This is a genomic window from Kosakonia sp. LAM2021 (assembly GCF_016620385.1).
Taxonomy (GTDB): Bacteria; Pseudomonadota; Gammaproteobacteria; order Enterobacterales; family Enterobacteriaceae; genus Kosakonia; species Kosakonia sacchari.
In genome coordinates this window covers 256,434-277,899 of the sequence record NZ_JAENHT010000002.1, presented here as the reverse complement: position 1 = coordinate 277,899, position 21,466 = coordinate 256,434, and the positions used below count along the sequence as shown (strand labels likewise).

12 protein-coding genes are annotated in these 21,466 nt (G+C 56.2%); 2 read left to right on the top strand and 10 right to left on the bottom strand.

Features of this window, described 5'->3' with window-relative positions:
* Positions 1–253: 253 nt before the first annotated feature.
* Positions 254–1,570 carry an MFS transporter gene (locus JKP81_RS07720; protein WP_200551266.1) on the top strand — a complete coding sequence of 439 codons (1,317 nt, stop codon included), beginning with the start codon at positions 254–256 and terminating at the stop codon, positions 1,568–1,570.
* A 50-nt stretch (positions 1,571–1,620) separates the two neighbouring features.
* Here JKP81_RS07720 and JKP81_RS07715 read toward each other — a convergent pair whose 3' ends face one another.
* Positions 1,621–3,675, bottom strand: coding sequence for an AsmA family protein (locus JKP81_RS07715; protein WP_200551265.1), 2,055 nt, complete (start codon positions 3,673–3,675; stop codon positions 1,621–1,623).
* A 67-nt stretch (positions 3,676–3,742) separates the two neighbouring features.
* Positions 3,743–4,513 carry a cyclic-guanylate-specific phosphodiesterase gene (gene pdeH, locus JKP81_RS07710; RefSeq protein ID WP_200551264.1) on the bottom strand — a complete coding sequence of 257 codons (771 nt, stop codon included), beginning with the start codon at positions 4,511–4,513 and terminating at the stop codon, positions 3,743–3,745.
* A gap of 233 nt (positions 4,514–4,746) precedes the next feature.
* Here pdeH and JKP81_RS07705 point away from each other — a divergent pair, with 233 nt between their 5' ends.
* The gene (locus JKP81_RS07705; RefSeq protein ID WP_200551263.1) at positions 4,747–5,676 is read left to right on the top strand and encodes a sugar kinase; all 930 of its coding nucleotides are present in this window, start codon (positions 4,747–4,749) and stop codon (positions 5,674–5,676) included.
* 43 nt (positions 5,677–5,719) lie between these two features.
* Here the strand turns inward: JKP81_RS07705 and JKP81_RS07700 are convergent, their stop codons facing one another.
* From JKP81_RS07700 to bcsQ, 8 genes are all read right to left on the bottom strand, one after another.
* Positions 5,720–7,219, bottom strand: a complete 1,500-nt coding sequence (locus JKP81_RS07700) for a pitrilysin family protein (protein ID WP_200551262.1) — start codon at positions 7,217–7,219, stop codon at positions 5,720–5,722.
* Between the two features lie 217 nt (positions 7,220–7,436).
* The gene (locus tag JKP81_RS07695) at positions 7,437–8,723 is read right to left on the bottom strand and encodes a dicarboxylate/amino acid:cation symporter (RefSeq protein WP_200551261.1); all 1,287 of its coding nucleotides are present in this window, start codon (positions 8,721–8,723) and stop codon (positions 7,437–7,439) included.
* Positions 8,724–8,880: 157 nt separating this feature from the next.
* Positions 8,881–10,887: a biofilm formation regulator HmsP gene (hmsP, locus tag JKP81_RS07690; RefSeq protein ID WP_234455553.1), complete on the bottom strand. Its 2,007-nt coding sequence runs from the start codon at positions 10,885–10,887 to the stop codon at positions 8,881–8,883.
* Between the two features lie 220 nt (positions 10,888–11,107).
* Complete coding sequence (bcsC, locus tag JKP81_RS07685; RefSeq protein ID WP_200551259.1) at positions 11,108–14,596, bottom strand: cellulose synthase complex outer membrane protein BcsC; 3,489 nt, start codon at positions 14,594–14,596, stop codon at positions 11,108–11,110.
* Positions 14,578–15,684 carry a cellulose synthase complex periplasmic endoglucanase BcsZ gene (gene bcsZ, locus JKP81_RS07680; RefSeq protein WP_200551258.1) on the bottom strand — a complete coding sequence of 369 codons (1,107 nt, stop codon included), beginning with the start codon at positions 15,682–15,684 and terminating at the stop codon, positions 14,578–14,580. Before bcsZ ends, bcsC begins: the two co-directional genes overlap by 19 nt.
* Positions 15,685–15,689: 5 nt before the next feature.
* Positions 15,690–18,074: a cellulose biosynthesis cyclic di-GMP-binding regulatory protein BcsB gene (gene bcsB / locus JKP81_RS07675; RefSeq protein WP_200551257.1), complete on the bottom strand. Its 2,385-nt coding sequence runs from the start codon at positions 18,072–18,074 to the stop codon at positions 15,690–15,692.
* 25 nt (positions 18,075–18,099) lie between these two features.
* Positions 18,100–20,703, bottom strand: a complete 2,604-nt coding sequence (gene bcsA / locus JKP81_RS07670; protein ID WP_200551256.1) for a UDP-forming cellulose synthase catalytic subunit — start codon at positions 20,701–20,703, stop codon at positions 18,100–18,102.
* Positions 20,700–21,464 (bottom strand): cellulose biosynthesis protein BcsQ, encoded by a 765-nt coding sequence (gene bcsQ, locus JKP81_RS07665; RefSeq protein WP_200551255.1) that lies wholly within the window; start codon positions 21,462–21,464, stop codon positions 20,700–20,702. Before bcsQ ends, bcsA begins: the two co-directional genes overlap by 4 nt.
* Positions 21,465–21,466: the final 2 nt, after the last annotated feature.

Below are 21,466 nucleotides of genomic sequence, written 5' to 3'. Positions count from 1 at the left end.
GAAATGGAATATTTCAGCCCGCTCGGCGATTTCAGCATGAAAATCCAGTCCGTAACTTTTATTTAACCAAAAACTAGTTTTATTCTCTAATTATTAAAAACTGTGAAGCATTTCATAGAAGGTAAATCGTGAGTCTGAAAATTATTCGCTTTTTGCCTGTTTTTTGCGCTAAAACCCGGTTTGTTACAGATTGAAATGTCGCTTTTGCTGTGGCTAATATGGTCGTTCGTTCGCGCAAAAATAAGAAAATTCTATGCAAGCTACAGCTACAACTTTCGACAACGAGCAGGAAAATCCGCCGGTAAATTCACGTAATAAAGTCGTCGTTGCGTCTCTGATTGGCACCGCCATCGAGTTCTTCGATTTCTATATTTACGCCACCGCCGCGGTGATTGTGTTCCCGCATATCTTCTTCCCGCAGGGCGACCCGACGGCCGCCACGCTACAGTCGCTGGCGACCTTTGCCATTGCTTTTATTGCGCGCCCGATTGGTTCCGCTGTGTTTGGACACTTTGGCGACCGCGTTGGCCGTAAAGTGACGCTGGTGGCATCGCTGCTGACAATGGGGATTTCAACCGTGCTGATCGGCCTGCTGCCGGGGTACGAAACCATCGGCGTAATGGCACCGTTGCTGCTGGCACTGGCGCGTTTCGGCCAGGGTCTGGGGCTGGGCGGTGAATGGGGCGGCGCGGCGCTGCTGGCCACGGAAAACGCCCCACCGCGCAAGCGCGCGCTGTACGGCTCTTTCCCGCAATTGGGCGCGCCAATTGGCTTCTTCTTTGCGAACGGCACCTTCCTGCTGCTCTCCTGGTTACTGACCGATGAGCAGTTTATGGCGTGGGGCTGGCGAGTGCCGTTTATCTTCTCTGCCGTGCTGGTGCTGATTGGTCTGTACGTTCGCGTTTCGCTGCATGAAACACCGGTGTTCGCCAAAGTCGCCGCCGCAAAGAAACAGGTGAAAGTGCCGCTGGGCACGCTGCTGACCAAACATATGCGCGTCACCGTGCTGGGCACCTTTATCATGCTGGCGACCTACACGCTGTTCTACATTATGACGGTCTACTCCATGACCTTCAGTACCTCGCCGCAGGGCCTGGGTCTGCCGCGTAACGAAGTGCTGTGGATGCTGATGATGGCGGTGATCGGTTTTGGTGTGATGGTGCCAGTCGCTGGCCTGCTGGCGGACGCGTTTGGCCGCCGTAAGAGCATGATTGTTATCACGTCGCTGATTATTCTGTTCGCACTGTTTGTTTTCCCGCCGCTGCTCGGTTCCGGTAGCCCGGCGCTGGTGATGGCCTACCTGCTGATTGGTCTGAGCCTGATGGGGCTGACCTTCGGACCGATGGGCGCGCTGCTGCCGGAGTTGTTCCCGACGGAAGTGCGTTATACCGGCGCGTCATTCTCTTACAACGTGTCGTCGATCCTCGGCGCATCGGTGGCACCTTATATCGCCACCTGGCTGCAGGCGAATTATGGTCTGATGTACGTCGGGATTTACCTGGCCGCGATGGCAACATTAACGCTTATCGCGCTGCTGCTGACTCACGAAACCAAACACCAGTCGCTGTAACCTTTTTGCCCTCTCTTCGCTGAAGAGAGGGCCACTTCCCGTCGAGCTGCTTAGTGTTTCATCTGTGACAAAATGGTCTGGCACTGATTCTGCTCGCCTTCTGATGGCGAGATCAACGCCAGCAGTGCCGCCGCCGGGGTGACTAAGGTTGCCAGCGCTGCCGCCACCGCACCGCGCGCAATCAACGGCCCGGGTTTAACGCCCGCCTGCGGATTTTTAAAACTGCCACGCACGTAAAGCGGTGAACGCAGCGTGACAATACGCACGCCTTTGCTTTCAGGATCAATGGTTAAGTCGAGCTGTTCCGACGCCATGCTGGCGGTGCCGGTTATGTTAATCAGCGCGTTTTCCGTATCAAAAGCGAAGATTTGCGGACGCGCGACACCGTTGACTAAATCGAGGTTCGCTGCGGCGCAATTCATCCGTACTTCGTCATCACCAAACAGCTGACCGACAATATAGTTGCCGACGTTAAGGCCGAGAATTTCCATCAGGTTACGGCTGACCACACCGTCGTTCATCAACAGTTTCAGGTTGCCGTTGCTGGTGCCCAGCAGCGCCGCCACGGAGTTGCCCACGCCGCGAAGCTCTGCGTCACCGTTCATCTCACCGAGGGTTTTCTGCATCAGTTCAACATCAGGCATCAGTTCTTTGAGCTTCAGCCGCCGCGCCTGAATCTCCGCCCGCCCTTGCATCGGTTTTTTATCCCCTTCGAGATGGATATTCGATGAGATGGTGCCGCCCGCAAGACCAAACTTCAGCGGTTGCAGGCGCAGGTCGGCATTTTTCAGCAGAATGTGGGTCGACAAGTCGCTGATGGGTAGCGTTGAGCCATGCTCAATCCGGCGGCCTTTAAAACGCACATCGGCATCCATTACGTCCCATTTGTCAGTTTCAAAACGGTCATACGGCAGCACCTTGCCCGCTGGTTGCCCCGCTTTCTCGCCCTTTTGCTGCTCGGTGCGTTTTGACTGCTCAGCGCCTTTGCCGGAATCGACACCAATCAGCGGCCCCAAATCCGCCAGCCGTAACTGGCGCGATTCAACGTCGCCTTCCAGTTTTGGTCGCGGTTTGCCGGTGGTGTAGCGCAGCGTGCCGTGAATATCGCTCTCGCCGATATGACCATTAAAGTCGCGATAGTCAAACACCGAACCTTTTTCGTTGCTGAGCTTCGCGATGAGATGACCATCGGTTTCAAACGGCGGCGTATCCGGCAGCAGCACGCCGGTTAAGTCATACAGTTCGCCAAGGGAGTTGCCGCCGAACTTGAGTTGTAAGTCGGCGCCACCCATGTTCATCGGGTCGTTGATGGTGCCGACAAACGCCACGCGTGTGTTACCGGAGCGGAAATCAGCCTGCACCGGGAAAGGTGTCCCTTCGCTGCGCAGCGCCAGCATGCCGCCGATTTTGCCATTGCCGGAGAGCGGCTGGTCGTTGTAATGCCCTTTCGCCGTCAAACCAAAGACGTAATCCCCGGCTTTGACTTTGCTGTCGCTTTTGCCGGTCACTTCGCTAAACGGCAGCGGCTTGCCTAAGGGGTTTATCAGAATCTCGATATCAGCGCGGTTAAGCGCATCGTTAATCGCGATACGCCCGCGATCAAAAAGAATATTATCCAGCCGGAATGACCAACTGGAAGGCTGCGCGTTGGCGTCTTTGTTGGCGTCACTGGCAAGCGTGAAGGTCCAGTTATTGAGCTTTTCCGAGCGACGAATCAGCCTGGCATCGGGTTGTTGCAGCTTGATCCATGGCAGGTAAACGGTTTTGGTGAATAGCGCCAGCGGCGCGAGCGTCGCTTCAACGCGGGGTAAATGCACCATCGTCACTTCGTCGATGCCCGGCGGGTTGCCCAGGATAATATCGTCGGCGTGAACATGCGGCCATGGAACCCAACTGCGCCAGCCGGTTTCCTCTTTTTGCCGCTCCCACACCACGCCCAAATCGCCGCGAATAGCGAACGGACGGTTAAGCTCCATGGAGACTTTTTCGTTAATGGTGGGTTTGAGGCGGTTCCAGTCGAATGTGGCGATGATGATAATGGCGGCCACAATCAGCACCAGCAACGTCGCGAGGACGGCAATAATCGCTTTACTCGTTTTTGTCATCGTTCTGCCTTTCCTTTAAAGCCTTACCTGTCATAAAGATAGTAGAGGCTCGCGGAAAGGGCTGCGGTTACAGTTCGAGTATCACGTGTTCAAGTTTGGCTAAAGGAACCGGACGGGAGAGAAAATAGCCTTGTGCCGCATAAGCTGGTGAATCCTGAACATCGCGCCACTCTTCCAGCGTTTCCACGCCTTCGACAATCACGCCCTGGCAATAGCGGTTCATCAACTGCAACAGCATGGTGAACAGATTTTGCCCTTCCGGCGTTTTACGCAGCATGATGAACAGATCGCGCGCCACTTTGATGTAGTCGTAACGCACTTCGCTTAACGCAGAGAAATTCGCCATGCCGGTGCCAAAGTCGTCCAGCCACAGCGGGCCGATTTCGCTGATCGAGGCGAACGTTGAATCCTGCGGTAGACGGATATGTTCCACCAATTCAAAGCGGATCCACGGCAGCGAATTAACCAGCGTCATCAGATCGGTATCCTGGCGCATCGCCAGCAGTGTTGGGCCGTCAACATTCACCGAGGCCAGCACAACATTGCTGAGGAAAAACGCTTTTTGTTCCGCCAGCAGCGCCACTTGCTCATGCACCACATCAACACGCTGGCGCACCGCCACTTCGGAAAAGTAGCGATCCGGCGCAATTCGCGTTTCCGGCTGCGACGGATGGGTAACAATGGTCAATACTTCAACAGCCATCAGACGACCATCGGTTTTATAGATGGGCTGATAAGTATAAGCACGTTCGCATTGCAGCCAATAACGACGCTCCTGCAAGCTTTCAATGCTTGCTTCCGGAATGTTTAGCTGCTGGATGACCTGCTTTAACTTCATTTCTGCTGTCCTGTCGAAGGCGATGACCGGGAGGAATTCGTCAATGAGTTATCGGCGGGCGTGTCGATAACTTTACGCTCCGTCTGCGGGCAAATTTAAAAACCGCCGACGGGAAATCTGCCAGGAACAGGCTTTAGCTCAAAAAAATACTGGAACGTTGTTTTAATATAGTTGACCACGAATCACCCACTAACGCACACTACCGTTAATTTATCTGATCCAGGTTGATGACTATGTCCAGGAAAATTGCCGTCATTGGCGAATGCATGATTGAACTGTCACAAAAAGGCACGGAAGTGAACCGTGGCTTTGGTGGCGATACGCTTAACACGTCTGTTTATATCGCCCGCCAGGTCAATCCTGCGGCGCTTTCCGTGCACTATGTTACCGCGCTTGGCACCGACAATTTCAGCCAGCAGATGCTGGATGCCTGGCAAAGCGAGGATGTCGACACCAGCCTGACACAACGTATGGAAAATCGCCTGCCTGGTCTCTATTACATCGAAACCGACAGCACCGGCGAACGCACGTTCTACTACTGGCGTAACGAAGCGGCCGCCAAATTCTGGCTGGAGAGCGAGCAGTCTGCGGCTATCTGCGAACAGCTTGCGACCTTCGATTATCTCTACCTGAGCGGCATCAGCCTTGCCATTCTTAGCCCGACAAGTCGCAACAAACTGTTGTCGTTATTGCAGGCATGCCGTGCAAATGGCGGCAAAGTGATTTTTGATAACAACTACCGTCCGCGCCTGTGGGCCAGCAAAGAAGAGACGCGTCTGGTTTATCAACAAATGCTGGCTTGCACGGATATCGCGTTCCTGACGCTGGATGACGAAGATCTGCTGTGGGGCGAGAAACCGGTAGAAGAAGTTATCGAACGCACGCAGCGCGCGGGCGTAAAAGAAGTGGTTATCAAGCGCGGCGCAGACTCCTGCCTGGTGGCGATTGCCGGTGAAGCACTGGTGGAAGTTCCGGCAGTGAAACTGCCGAAAGAAAAAGTGGTTGATACCACAGCAGCAGGGGATTCCTTCAGCGCGGGTTACCTGTCGGTACGTCTGACCGGTGGCGACGCGACAGAAGCGGCAAAACGCGGGCATTTAACCGCAAGTACGGTCATTCAGTATCGCGGCGCGATTATTCCGCGCGATGCCATGCCGCAATAACGGAGTTCACCCCTCTCCTTTACCGGAGAGGGGCAATTAAGCATTACTGCTGCGGAGGAATGTCCGAGACGTCAGAATGGCTTTCGTCACCACTGGCAGCAGGCGCTGCGGCGTTATCCGCTGGTGGTGCCATCACTTCATCCCACGTTGCCTGCAAATCCTTCATGTTGAACTCCGGCTCGCCTTTCGGCTGCAGCAACACCAGCGCCATATCCTGTGAAAGCTGCTGATGCAGATCCTGGTTCAGCATCTGCGGCGTCAGGTTGTTCAGGAAGCTCTGGCGCAGCTTTTGATACTGCTCCGGCGCAATATCCACCACCTGGTTTTGCAAAGAACGCATCCGCTGGCTGATCAGAATATCGGTACTGGCGCGCGCATAGGTGGCGAACAGCTTTTGCAGCTCAAGGTTTTTCTGCGCGATAAGCGCTTTAAATTCCTCTTCCGGCAGCCCTTTCTCACGCACTTTCGCCAGCTCACGCGCTATCACGCCGACGTTGGTATTGAGCTTGTCATTAGGTGAATCAACGTTAATGGCGCATTGCGCCCGCTGGAACAGCACCCGGCAGTCAAAACCGAGACCAATCTCTTTGGCGTTGTTTTTGCTCAGGTTCTGCTGGATATGCCAGAACAGAGCTTCACGTGCCAAATCCGCACGCCAGTAACGCTCAAGCGCGGCAGACTCGCGAATCGGTTGCCAGGCGGAATCCCACATAATCGACAAACGATCCTGGGTGACACCCTCGGTCATCAGGCTAACCGGCTGGCGCGGTAACGGCGACAGCGTCGCGACCGGCGCAGGCGTCTGGCGTTTTCCTTTCAGCTCGCCGAAGGTTTTACCAATCTGCTCGGCGATGGCGCGGCTATCTACGTTGCCGACCACAATCAGCGTCATAGCGTCCGGCGTGTACCATTTTTCGTAGAAACCTTTCAGTTGCGCCGCATCAACCGGCTCTTTCAGCGTTCCGGCGGGATCGTGTCCCAGCAACGGCGAACCTTTCAGGCGGTAGCGCCACCAGCTATCTTTGGTATCGGGCGGCCAGGTAGCAACCATATCGTTGCTGGCGAGGGCGTGATTGACCGTTTCCGGCGTGATGGTGAGATTCCCGGCGGCATCCGCCAGATAGACCATCGCCTCTTTCAGCAGGTCGCTGCGGTTGTTCGGTATGCTGAGGTTATATTGCGTGTATTCGTAGGAGACCAGCGCCGGTGGCAGCGGGCGCTTCGGGTCAATACCTTGTTGCCACAGCGAGCGCACCTGGGAAGGTTCAAGCCGACCGCTATGGGTCAACGCAACGCGGGGGATAAAGTGGCTGAAACCGCTCTGTTGGCTGCCTTCGGTGAGCGAACCGGTATCAATAGACAGGCGAATCTCAATGCGATCGCTGGGGCGCTGGGGCGTGGCCAGAACTTGCCACTGAAAACCATTTGTCAGCGTCCCTTGTTGCCAGGCCGGGTCAGGCTGGAGCGCATCTGCCTGCACATAACCGACAGCCGCCAGCATCAGCAAACCGCCCGTTAACAGTCGAATTTTTGTGCCCTGCATGTGAACCCCTAATCAACATTCCTGGTTAAAAAGTATGCCCGCACAAAGGGGCTAAAAGCGTGTTAAAACACTTCGCTTTTAGACCGCGGGAAATGCAAAACGTCACATCGCGACGTGAATTATCACGAAATTTCATCGTAAATTGTGACGGTTCCAGGAGGTAATTATGCGCAGGTACCCGCAGCCCGACAAGGGACTGCGGCCATAAGTCACGAAATTATGAAGAAATTCCGGGGGTTTTCGCCGCGCTGGAACGGTTATCCAGCGTGTCGACCAGCTGTTTTTGATCCAGCTCTTTTACCCACTTCGCCACCACGATAGTCGCGACGCCGTTGCCCACCAGGTTGGTCAGCGCGCGTGCTTCGGACATAAAGCGGTCGATGCCCAGAATCAGCGCCAGCCCCGCCACCGGCAAGTGCCCGACGGCGGAAAGCGTGGCGGCCAGCACAATAAACCCGCTGCCCGTCACCCCGGCGGCGCCTTTTGACGACAGCAGCAGCACGACCAGCAGCGTTATCTGATGGAAAATATCCATATGGCTGTTGGTTGCCTGGGCGATAAACACCGCCGCCATCGTCAGATAAATGGAGGTGCCATCCAGGTTGAAGGAGTAGCCGGTTGGGATAACCAGCCCAACTACCGATTTACGGCAGCCCAGGCGCTCCATCTTCTCCAGCATGCGCGGCAGTGCCGATTCAGACGAAGAGGTGCCCAGAACGATCAGCAGTTCCTCACGGATATAGCGGATAAATTTGAAGATGCTGAAGCCTGTAACACGGGCGATTGTACCCAGCACCACCACCACAAACAGAATACAGGTGGCATAAAAGCAGATAATCAACTGGCCGAGTTGCACCAGCGTACCGACACCATATTTGCCGATGGTAAACGCCATCGCCCCGAATGCGCCAATCGGCGCCAGGCGCATGATCATATTGATGATGCCGAAGATCACCTGCGAGAAACTTTCGATAACGTTAAAAATCAGTTGGCCTTTATGGCCTAAGCGATGCAGCGCGAAGCCAAACAGCACCGCGAACAGCAGCACCTGTAGAATATTGCCGCTGGCGAAAGCGCCAATCACGCTCGCCGGTATGACATCAAGCAAGAAGGCGACAATCCCCTGCTGTTGCGCCTGCTCGGCATACACCGCCACGGCTTTGGCATCAAGTGTTGCAGGGTCGACGTTCATTCCGGCGCCCGGTTGCACCACGTTAACGATAACCAGCCCGATAATGAGCGCCAGCGTACTGACAATTTCGAAGTAGAGCAGTGCAACCGCACCGGTACGACCCACCGCCTTCATGCTTTCCATGCCGGCGATACCAGTAACAACAGTACAGAAAATCACCGGGGCAATGATCATCTTGATGAGCTTCACGAAGCCATCACCAAGCGGTTTCATCTGCGCCCCGAGTTCAGGGTAGTAATGACCAAGCAGAATACCGATGGCAATCGCGGTCAGAACCTGAAAGTAGAGACTTTTAAACAGGGAGGTTTTCATAAGGTGTCCTTGATATTAAACCTCAGGCTTTGTAGGGTTTTCAGTTAGCCTGCGGTTTAAAAATAACACCCGTCAAACATGACAGAAATAAACTTACATCAAATCTGAAACAACAATGTTAAAAACTTTGAACTGACTCGCACAAGCCCGTAACAAATTACGTGTTTTCAGGCTTATCCGATACGGCAAAAAACTGCTGTTCAAACGCCTCGGCAGACGCCGCGCGGCCAAATAAAAAGCCCTGTGCCACATCAACACCCGCATCAGCCAGCCATGCCCGTTGCGCTTCATTCTCCACGCCCTCAGCGACGATGCGCAGATCCAGACTACGTGCCAGGTGGATAATGGCGGCCACCATGCTGTTTTCATCCGGCAAACCTTCAACAAACATTTTGTCGATTTTCAACACATCCACCGGCAGCGACTTCATATGATGCAGCTGGCGCAGCCCGGCATAGCCCATGCCGAAATCATCCAGCGCAATGCGCACCCCGGCGTCACGCAACGGGCGCAAAATCGCCACTGCTGCCTGGGGATCATCAATATGACGGCTTTCTGTCACTTCGAGAATCAACGTTTGCGGCGCAATACGGTAACGCTGCAACAAATCCAGCATATCGGCCAGCATAGTGGGATGCGTCAACTGACAGGCCGAGAGGTTCACCGAGAGCGGCAGCATAATGCCGCGCGATTGCCAGCCCGCCAGCAGACGGCAAGACTCTTCCAGCACCCAATACCCGACGTTGACCATCAATCCGCAGGACTCGATACGTTCGATAAGCCCTTCCGGTAATGCCCAGCTGCCATCTGGTTGGCGCAAACGGAGCAACGCTTCCGCGCTTACCAGTTCGCCGCTCGCCGCATCCACCTGCGGCTGTAACCAGATCGCGAAACGTCCCTCATCAAGCGCGGTAAGAATGTCGCTCTCCTGCGCCAGCCATTGCTGTGCCTGCTCCATCTGCTCGGGATCGAAGAACTGGATCTGGTTTTTCCCTTTGCGCTGCGCGCTGACAACAGCGGAAGCCGCCCGGTGGTAAAGCTGCCCGGCAGAAAGGTTGCCGTAAAACATCGCCACACCAATATTGGCATTGGGGCGCAGTTGAATGCCGTGCAGCGGCACTCGCTCGTTAATTACAGTGAGCACTTGCTTACCCAGCGTCATGGCGTGCCATGGCTCACTCACACCGTGAGCGATAATCGCAAAGTCATAGGCACTCACCTGCGCCAGCACCATGTTCGGCGTCAGTATCGATTTCAGTTTCTCCACCAGCGTCAGCAACAACATCTCGCGCTGAGACTCCTGCAGCACACCGGCGGTATCACGCAGTGTTTCACAGGCGACAACCAGCAGCGCGGTCGGGTTTTGCCGGGTCACCGTTTGTTCCAGCAGCGCCATCAGGAAAGCTTTATTCGGCAGTTCAGAAACCGGGAAATGCGTCGCCTGGGTGTTCAGCTCTACTTGCTGACGCAGCAGCAACTGCTGGTTGCGGTTGTAGCTGCGCACCATAATGCCAATTTCATCATCATGATGGAGGCGAGGCACCGGCAGTTGATGCCCGGCCAGTTCCGACGCCGGAAGATCATTAAGCGCCCGGGAAATTTTTCGCAGCGGGTGAACCACCAGCCGGTTGATACACCAGGTGAGCGCCACCGTGAGCATTAACGTTAAAAGTAAGTAAGCCGTCACTAACGTTGATAAGGTACTGATCACGAACTTATAAACCCGATATGAATCCGCCTGCAGCACCAGGTAGGCCAGCGGTTGCGGGTTTGCCGGACGCTCCAGCGAATAGATGGGCAAGGAGATCTGTACGGGCAGTTCAAACATCCGTGTGATCATTACCGGAACCGGACGTTCCGGGATAAAACTCATGCGCAAGGCCTGAAATTGATTCGGCAGTACCACATCCGCGCGGCTGACAACGCCCGCCGGTTTAATCTGTTTGATAATCGCTTCTGCTTCGGGAATATCGGCTTTTAAAATCGCCGCTGAAAGCGGTTCGCGTACGGAGCGGGCAATGCTTTCCAGTTGTGTGGCCGTGTTATAGCGATTCTGCTGTAAGAAATGGAACAGCAAAATGACGCAGAAAATAAAAACAAACACCATAGAGACAACAGCAACCATGGCCATTTGTTTAATGGTTAAAGAACGGCTGACACGCAAAATCACTCTCCAGAGACACAATGAGCGCAGAACAGAAAAAAAGGGTACTTAGCCGCCAGAGTATACTCTATCGCACGTCGCTTGAGATAAACCGCTAAGCAGAATCTCAATTCGCGGAAAACTGCGGGGAAATAAGGTGATAACGTGTTGAATTTCTGGCGGTTAACAACGGTGCGACTATCGCTTTATACCGTTATCTCCCGCCAGGAATACTCCTTTTTTACCAGTCGGCGTGCGGCACCAGCGGCTGGAGCGGCATATCCATATCGCCCTGCCAGCCCGCGCCGGAATAACGCACATAAATCAGCGCGTGGCTTGGGGTGTAGTCTTTAGCCTGCTGAATATCGATCCCGGCACCGACAAACCAGTGGGAAGTCACCCGACGTTCAATCAGCGCACGCGCGGTATAACCATAGCCATTACTGCTGCTGCCGGATTCGGTCTGCTCGCTTGCCAGGGTGCGAAAATCCGCGGGGATCAGGCTAAGCAGAGGGTAACGCGGCATCATTTTGGTGCGGGAGTGCGACCACGACACCGTACCGCCAAGTTCCCATGACCAGTTCTCCGTACGCTCACGCCACAGCACCGGCACCGAAAATGAGAGATACTCCTGCGGGCTGTAGTAACCGCCATGGCCTAAGGTGTAATAGCTCAAATCTTTGTCGTAGTGCCAGATCATATTGTTCAGGCCTACGGTTACGCGTCGGTTGTTCTCATTGATGAGCTTGTAGTAGTAACCGGTCATCCAGCGCACGCGCCAGTTATCTGCCACGTTCTTGCCTTCCAGCGTATCCGCCCCGAGGCTCGCCCACACGCCGTTCGCTTCGCCCTTGTCATAACTGAGGCTCAGCGTGCCGCCGTTCGCCCGTACGCCACCCCAGGTTTTACCGGTGTTGCTGCTCGGATCTTTTTGCCCACCAAAGGCCAGCAATGAACTGGAAATGGGGCGGCGATGCACATCCACGGTATAGCCAAACGGCCCGACATCGCTGCTGTAACTTAACCCGCCCACCACATCCACAACATTAAAGCCCATCGGCGTGGTGCCAATATCCATCGACCAGGTATTGTTTCGCCACCCCACCGCAACGCTGGCACCGCTATCAGACTGGTGACGATTACCGCCAACGCAAGGAACATCAACACAGGTACCAAAGCGCGGGCGATAGGTGCCGTCATCGCGTTTACTGAAGGTCCCGACATCCATATTTATCACGTCAGTCCGGAAGAACATCCGCCCGTCCGACAGCGGCGCATCCACCTGCAACATGGTGTTATGCGCTTTCAAATCCGAATACCCGCCCGTACCGCTGGAGTCCGAAAACTCATGCTGCAATGTGACATTCAGATCCTGCTGATGGTAAAGATCGGCGGCATCGCTGCGCACGCCGCGTTTCAGCCAGTCATCTTTTTCATCATTGCGTGTCAGGCGGGTAAAGGTGTCGTTATCCACCGGGCGCGTCGTCGTGACGCCAGACGCCACCATCGCATCTTTATAACTGTCCAGTGCCTGCTGTGGCTCGCCATTTTGTACCTCAAAACGCGCTGCATCACGCAATACCAGCGCGCTCTCCATTGATGGCGGCTGAGATTTTGCCTGCGGGAGGATGGCTGTGAAGATCCGTTTTGCGCTGGCGGTATCGCCCAACTGGGTTTGTACCAGCGCCAGCCGACGCTGGGTGTTGATTGATGGCGGCTGGGCGGGCGTCGCTGCCGGCAGTTTCGCCAGCGCGCCACGCGCGGCCATATGGTTGCCATCTGCGGCATACAGCTCCGCCAGGCCAAGCAACGCCTCTTCATTGGCGGGTTCTCTTTGCAGAACACGCTGGTAATAACGTTGTGCTTCACTATTGTCGCCGCGCTGCTGCGCCCAGTCGGCCAGTGTTAAATCAATTCGTGAAGACGCCGGTTGCTGCACCAGCAATGCTATCGCCTGATCTTCATGACCGCCATCGCGCAGACGGTTGGCGTTGTCCAGCAACTGGTTGGCCTGCAGCCTGTCGGCGAGCTCCTGAATATTACTGTTCCACTGGCTTTTCGGCAGCGCATTAAGGTGATTCAGCGCCGCCAGTTGCTGGTTATTGCCGGAAAGATAGAGGCCATACGCGTAGACCTGTTCCGGGTCGCGTGGTTTGAGCGTGACCAGACGGTTCATCTGCGAATCGGCTTCGCCCCGCTGCCCCGCCTGGCGCAGATCGCTGGCCAGCCGGTAAGTTATCCATACGCTGCCGGGATCGAGCGCCAGCCGCTTGCGTTGCAGCTCTGCCGCTTGTGCCCATTCACCTCTGTTTTCCAGCGCTTCTGCCTGCTGCGCGAGGCGGTCGTTTGTCAACCCGCGTTCAATATCATCTATGCTGCGCCGCTGGCTGGCGGAGAGCGACTGAATAAACTGTTCCGCTTTTTCCGGCGACTGCGCGCGGTAAATATTCGCCAGACCGCGCACCGCGTTGCTGTTGCCGCTATCCATGCGCAGCGCCTGGCGATAGAAACCTTCAGCCGCCGCATTATCTTTGCGCGCTGCGGCGGCATCACCAAGACCCAGCACCGCGTAGCTGTCAGTGTTATCCGTGTTGCGTGCCTGCTGGTAATAACGTTCCGCCTGCTGCACGTTGTTGGCTTTCAGCGCCGCATCACCCTGCTGAATCAACAGCCAGTAGCGGTTAGTTTTCAACAAGCTATCCCACTTGCTGCGGTTGCCGCTGGTCGGATCCATGGCGATAGCTTTTTCCAGTTGCGCTACCGCGCGGGCGCGATCGCCACTTTGCGAATAGGCTTGCCCCAGCGCCCCAACCGCTTCGCTGTCCGCACGGTTAGCGTTGACAGCTTGCTGCAACTCGCCCACCGCTTTTGCCCCCTGCCCGGCATCCACTGCCGCCAGCCCTGTCGCCTTCGCGCGAAACGCCGGGTCAGCTAGCTGTTTTTGCTGCGCGGCAAGCAGCGTACGGGCGCTGTCTACCGTGTCGCCAGAACTAAACAGCGTCAGAAAACGCTGAAGGGCTTTCACGCTCGCGTCGCTGGTCGGCATCGCCTGAATTTGTTGATACCAGATGCTCGCTGCTGCTGCGCGGCCATTGCTGGTTTTCGCCATCTGTTCCAGCACCGCATACCCTTCCGCGCTGCGTCCGTCGGCAAACAACAGTTGCGCCAGCCCGCCCTGCAACTGATCGTTGCCAGGATTCGCGGCATTCAATGCTTGCAAACGTTTAACCGCTTCCGCATGACGCGCGGGCACTTTTGCCACCAGCATCCAGTACTCCACCGCCAAATCGCCCTGCGGCGGATTACCTTTGAACAAGGCGTCGTAGGCCGCAAGCGCTTCCTGCGTATGGCCAGTGGTAGCCTGCAAACGCGCTTGTTGTAGCGCCTGGCGACCTTCCGGCGTAGAAAGTGCCATGGTGGTCACCGCTGATTTATAGGTGCTGGAATCAGGTGCCAGCTGTTTCATGCGATCAAGCTGCTTTTGCGCACCCGTGTTATCGCCCTGACGCAGCAAATAACGTAAGCGCGCGGCGATGACTTCCGGGTCATCCGGCGCGATAAGCTCAAGGCGGTAGAGCGACTGGCGCACCAGATCCTCGCGCTTGGTGCTTTCGCCAAGGCGGACTTGATCAAGCAGTTGCTGCTGCGCGCCAGTATCGGCCGCAAGCGCGGCGGGAGCCAGCGCAAGGGCGAGTGAGAAACAGAGTAAGCTTACTGTGAAGTTGCGCATTCCTGGCCCCAGTCAGGTTGTAACTCACCGCGAGGGGTGAAGCGAAAACGGTGCTGGTCCCACCCCTGGCCAAACAGGGTCAGGACATAGCTATAGTAGGCATCGTCGCCGGGGAAATGATCGGCGACCCGTTGCCGTTGTACGGCTTGCGCATCGCGCTCCTGTAAAAAGGGCAACAGCGCGGCGGCGAACCCCACCGGGCCATCCCCAAGAATTTTTCCGCTCGCCACGTCCACTTTTTCCGGCACGCGGCCGTTTTTCGCGGTCACGCTGGCCATCGGTTTAAATTTTTCCAGCAGGCGCGCTTTCTGCGTGTCCCGGTCGTGCATCATGCCGACCCACAAATAAACGCGGATAGCATCATAACTGCTCACCAGCGTCTTTTCGGACTTAAGCTGCCAACCGCTCCCTTTTTGAAAACGTACCCAATCGGGTGCGAAGCCTTTCGGCGCGGTTTCCAGCAACAGGCGAAGATTGGTTTCGCGCAACGTCGACCATGGAGCGCCAAAGCGGCTGAAATAGCTCGCCAGCTGCGGCGGTAAATAGCTCGGGTTAAAACGCCAGGTGGTCGGTTCGGCAAAGCCGATTTTGCCCGGCAGCAGCATCGAACCCAGCCCTGGCACCGTCACCACTTCTTCTTTGGCGACGAGGGCTAACAGCGCCTTACCCAATTGGCTGTACTCGTCGTTTTTCCATAAACGTCCCGCTTCCAGTAGCGACCAGGCAATCCACAGATCGGAGTCAGACGCTGAATTAGTATCGAGCACCGTCCAGCTATCGTCCCCTTTTTTGCCCCACAGCCAGGCGGGAAGATGGGTACTGAGCGAACCTTGCGCCAGGTTGTTTTGCGTCCATTGCAGCACCCTGGCAAAGGTGTCGCGATCGTTAGCCGCCAGCGCGAAGAACAGCGCATAACTCTGCCCTTCCGAGGTGGTTATCTTGCGTTGATCGCTGGGATCAACCACCCGGCCGCCATCGCTGATATAGGCTTGTTTGAAGTGATCCCAGGCAGGCCAGGTGCAGGCGGCGCGCACATTTACCGCCACCAGCAACAACGCCACTATCACCCACCAACGTCGCGTTCTCATTTTCGTTACTCGTGATCCGGGTCGAGGCGGCGACGGCTAATGATCCGCAGCAGACGCCACAGTACCCACGCCAGTAACACCACACTGACCGCCGCCAGCACTGCCAGCAGCACCGGATGGTTAGCCAGCGCGTACCAGATGCGCTCAAACCACGGCAAGTGACCGACGTAGTAAATATCGCCGACGCGCAGGCCACTTACGCCAGATTCACGAATCACGGTCACCGAGCCATAAATCGCCGCGCGCTTGCCGCTGTCATTCATCGCGCCGTTAAGCAATTCATACCCGCGCGGGCTGTCTGCCAGCAGCGCGACCACACTGCGCTGATCGTGATATGGCGACTGGAAGCCGACAATCGCCGCCATTGGGCCATCGGACGTGATCCCGGTTTGCGCATCGGCCTGACGGTCGGCGGCATCCGGCACAATCGACGGGAACGGCGTCTGGCGCAGCGGCGTTTTCACCCAGCTTTGCGCCGCATTCACCAGCAGATCGATTTTCTTATCGTCTTTTAACCCCGGTGGAATGGTGCCGATGATCATGATGTCGGCGTCTTTATCCTTGATTTGATTACCGTCGTTAGTGAGTTGCACATTGATGGCCGGGAAGCCGGTCTGTGCGCCCACCGCACCCAGCGAATCGAGCAGCGTGCCCATTTGCGCAGGCGTGGGCTGCGGCGGCGTGACGACGATAGTTTGCGACAAATCGGCCATCCGGCTAAACGGGAAACCCGCGTTGGCGAAGGCGCGTAAGTCCGGCATCGCAATAAAGTGGTAATACTTCGAGAAGTCGATGGTCGAGTCGTCGCCGATCACCACGCGGTTTGGCACCTGCTGGAAGGTCACGCAGTTCTCAATGGTGCCACCCGGCATCGGGTTCATATACTGGAAATCAAAGCGCAACTGGTTCACCGCGCCCAGCTTCAGCGCCGGAATAGAGACATCCGTTTTGCTGTCCAGCAGCCCTTGTAACACAGGGAGATGCAGCAGCAGACGGTTGGTGTCCTGGTTGCTGGTCAGGTTGAAATATTGCAGGAACTGGTTGTTCAGGCTGATATCCATGCGCGAGCTGTCTTTGGTCGGCGGCGCGGTATAGCGGTAATTCAGGTTCATATCGATACCGGTACTGCGCAGCAGATAGAGATCCGGCGGCAGGTTCAGCGACACGTTAATCGCCGAGGGTTCCAGCCCGGTTGACTGCAACTGCTCTTCATAGGTTTTCAGTTCGCCAAAGGTGACCGGGCGGTCGGTACGTATCCAGTTCGGTGCATCGTAAGGCTGGCGCGCCAGCAGCGGTTTCACCTCATCTACCGTAACGCTATCGCCACGGAACAGCACGTTACCCTGAGCGATACCTTTCGCCGCTTGCATCAGGTCTTTGTCATCACGTCCAGACACCACCAGCAGCTTCACGTACGGGTTATTCGGGTGGTTGATCATGCTGATGGTCGGCCCTTTCACCGCCGGCGCATCACGCAGGAAATCAGGACGTTTGTCATTGGTGGCGAAGACGATCGCGTTGCGGTCCGGCAACGCGTTGTAAGTGACCGGGAAGCTCTGCCCACGCCAGCCGGTGCGGGAGCCAAACCAGGAGGCAATAACCGCAGCGGCCTGCTGTTGTTCAATGTCCGGTGCGCCGGCGAAAACCATCGGCAGCGTCAGCGCTCTGTTGTCACGCGGGTCGAAGAACGGGATCGGGAAGTGGGAGAGATCGTTTTGCACCGCCAGCTTCTGGTAAGTCAAATCCAGCGAGCTGCTGCGACCAATATCCAGCCATAACGTGCTGCTGGCCGGGTTTTCGCACACATCGCGATAATGGCCGACGAATTCCAACCGCACACGGTTGAAATCGGTGATAAACAGCGGGTTGATCGGCACCTGCGCCAACGTTTTTTTGCCGAGCTGCTCTTTGGTGACCGGCAAGACGCCCATCAGTTCATCATTCAGATAGACCTTCAACTGAGATTGTACGGGCAGCAGAGAGGGTGATGGCGTGTACTCAAGGTTGAGCACCGCTTTCGAAACCAGCTCATCGCTGCGCATACCAAACTCAACGCCACCGTCCGGGTTGATACCGCGCAGCACCATGCTGCCCGGTGGCGGCGCGATTTGGGCGAAAGTCAGTTTCACATCGCGCGACGGCGCGTTGGCGGCGACCACCGGCGCATTCGCCCCCGGTACGCCCGGCATCACCTGTCCGACGACATTTTGGCCGTCTGTCGGCGTGGTTGGCGTCAATGATTCCGTTTGTCCCGGCGCAGGCGTTGCCACCGGCTCAGTGGCGGGCGCAACAGCCGGAACCGTCGGGGCTGGCGCTGCATACGTCATCACCGGAGATAAAACACTCGTCCCCATAGCCACTGCACAAATCCAGGAAAGTTTTCTTTTCATCGCGTTTTCATCATTGTTGAGCCAGTCACGTCATCGGTTGCTGTACCGCTACATTCCGTTCCGGACGGCGCGGAATAAATGACACCACCCAGGACACCATCATGGTGAATGAGCGGAAAATCACTTTGACAGACGGTGGAGCAAATTCCGCGAGATGGCGATAGCCGCGGAAACCCAGTTTCAAAATATCCATCAGACTTTCCAGAGGCTTGTCTTCCGGGAAGCTGTCCTGCCACAACGCCCATGTGTCGGCGCGGGCAAAAGTACACTGCACAAAATCGATATGCTGTTTGGTCGTCAACGGCATCAGTTGCAGGCCCACTTCATTGCCGTGAACACGCGCCACGGTGGTGGGGAACGCATACTCCTGCTGGCCGCGTTTGAGCAGCAAATTCACTTTTTGCCCTTCGAGCACCTGCGCCTGGCCGTTAATTTTGATGCCAAGCCCGCCGTCGGAGAAATCATGTACGGTACAGGAGAAAAGATGCCCATCTTCGCGGGCAATCACCGCCGGCATCGACATTTCAACGCGATGCGAGCGACGAACCTGTTTACTCTCTACAGAGACCGCGACCGCACCGCCAAGGATAATCATGTTGTAGAATACCCACGCGATACTGACGAAGACGGTGAGTATTTCGTTTTCCGGGCCGTAGAAATAACGCCAAATCCCGACCAGTACACCCACCAGGTTGAGCAGCACAAGGTAGATGTAAGGACGTGAAATCACCCAGTCCACATACTCTTCTTCCACCAGGCCGCCTTTGGCGGTGACGTTAAACTTCCCTTTGTGCGGGTTGAACAGCGCCACCAGCGTCGGTGGCGCGATATACCATGCCAGCACGGTTTCGTAGATCTCGCTCCAGAAAGAGTGACGATATTTGCCCTGAATCTTCGAGTTAGTCAGGCTGGCGTGAATCATGTGCGGCAGCACGAACAGCGCAATCATCAGCGCGGGTGCGTAAATGATGTAGGCATGCAGCAGCAAAAAGGCCAGCGGCGCGGTCAGGAAGATAAGCCGCGGTATACCCGATAAGAAATGGAACATCGCGTTGACGTAACACAAACGCTGCGCCAGTTTGAGCCCTTTGCCCATCAGCGGATTGTCGAGGCGGAAAATCTGCACCATGCCGCGCGCCCAGCGAATACGCTGGCCAATATGCGCAGACAGGCTCTCTGTCGCCAGCCCCGCCGCCTGCGGGATGCGCATATACGCCGACGTATGCCCAAGACGGTGTAAACGCAGCGAGGTGTGCGCATCTTCGGTGACGGTTTCTACGGCGATACCGCCAATCTGATCCAGCGGCCCACGGCGGATCACCGCACAAGAACCGCAGAAAAAGGTGGCGTCCCACATGTCGTTACCATCCTGCACCAGCCCGTAGAACAGCGTGCCTTCATTCGGGGTTTTACGAAAACGCCCCAGGTTGCGTTCAAACGGATCCGGCGAGAAAAAGTGGTGTGGCGTCTGCATCATTGCCAGCTTTTTCTCTTTTAAGAACCAGCCCATGGTCATTTGCAGGAACGAGCGTGTCGGCACGTGGTCGCAGTCGAAAATCGACACGAATTCGCCTTTCGCGTATTTCAGCGCGTTATTGATGTTGCCCGCTTTTGCGTGCTCATGGGTGGTTCGCGCGATGTACTCGACGCCGACGCTTTTGGCGAACTGACGGAACTCTTCGCGCCCGCCATCATCGAGGATCCAAATCTTCAGCTTGTCTTTCGGCCAGTCGATGCCCAACGAGGCATAAATGGTGTTTTTCACCACATTCAAATCTTCGTTATAGGTCGGTACGAAGATATCGACAGAAGGCCATAACGACATATCTTTCGGCAGCGGCACCGGCTGGCGATTAAGCGGCCATACCACCTGGAAATAGCCAAGCACCAGCACAATCCACGCGTAAGTTTCGGCGAACAGCAGCACCAGGCCGCACACCAGGCTCACCGGGTCGTCCCAGTTCAGCGTCGAAGTGTAGCGCCACCAGATATAGCGACAGGAAACGGTGAGCGAGAGGACGATGAGCATCAGGGCGGAGAAACGCCCCGGAATTCGGCGTACCAGCAGCGCCACGCCCCACAACAGCATCAGGAAAACAAACTGCGAAAGTGGGTTAAACGGCTGCGTAATGCACAGAATGGCGAGGATCAGCGAGAAAACCACAATGATGCCGAGAATAAAGCGGCGCGCACGCGGGCTGATATGCGCCAACTCTTTTTTATCATCCAGATGGCTGGTACGGCGCGTTACGCGCTCCGGCAGCGTATCCAGCCAGTGATACCAGCGCCCGCGCAGCACGCGCGCCCGGGCAAAACGTTGGCGACGGGGCGACTTTCTGTCGCCCCAGGGGAGCATGACCAGCAACCACAAGGTTTGCAGCAGGTAACGCGCCGGATCGAGCGGTCGCGGTTTATCAGGATCAATATGCGGGAACCACAAATGCTGCTGCGCACGGAGCTGCTGCCAGCGCGGGTGCTCCAGCGGAATAAACATCCATGCGAGGATCGCCCAGAAACAGCCAGAGGCTGCGCTAAACCCGGAAGCGCCGTGCTCACGGTAACGCTGGTAGCGCTCGCTTAACCGCGCGCTCACCGGCGGGATCAGCAACCAGGCGGAAAGGCGGCTCATTGCGGGCTCCCTTCCTGCTCACCGGTTACTTCTTGCGTGTGCGCACAGTGCAGCAGGCACCAGTTCGCCAGCGTTAATATCTCTTCCGCCGCCAGCGAATCCGCCCGGTATTCGCCCAATGGCTGTTTCGATGCCTGCGATTCCGCCATCGCTTCATCGCGGTGGATAAGGGTCGGGAGGATCTGCCGCTGGCTTTGCAGCCACACCTGCCAGAGATCGTCCTGCAACTGGCTGCCGATGCGCAGATCGTTAAGCAGAATATGCGCGCCCGCAGGCAACAGTTGTTGATGCAAACGGATATGGCAGTTGGTGTCGGGTTTTACCACCGTAAACAGATGGTCGCACTGCGCCACAAACTGGCGCGTCAGCGGTGAAGCGTCGTGCGGGAGATCGATTAATACCCACTGATAACTTTGCTGCGTTTTCAGCGCCTGCAAAATGGTGGTGAGTTGACTAAGCGGTTCGTGCAATAAATGGAGGTTTTCCCACTCATTTTCCGCCAGACGGCCAAAAGGCAGGAGATCGAGCTGCGAGGTATAGCGCATTCCGGCATCGCGCCAGTCTTGCCCATCCAATACCGCGCGCGCCCAGCCGTGTTGATATTCAAAGTCGACATTAAATGACAGGCGCAAAAGATTATCAGGGCAGGCATCAATCACCAGCACCGATTCGCCTAAAATTTGTAATGACCAGGCCAGAGCCGCAGTGATCGATGTTGTACCCACACCACCGCGAATCCCCTGTAATCCCAAGATGGCCATCC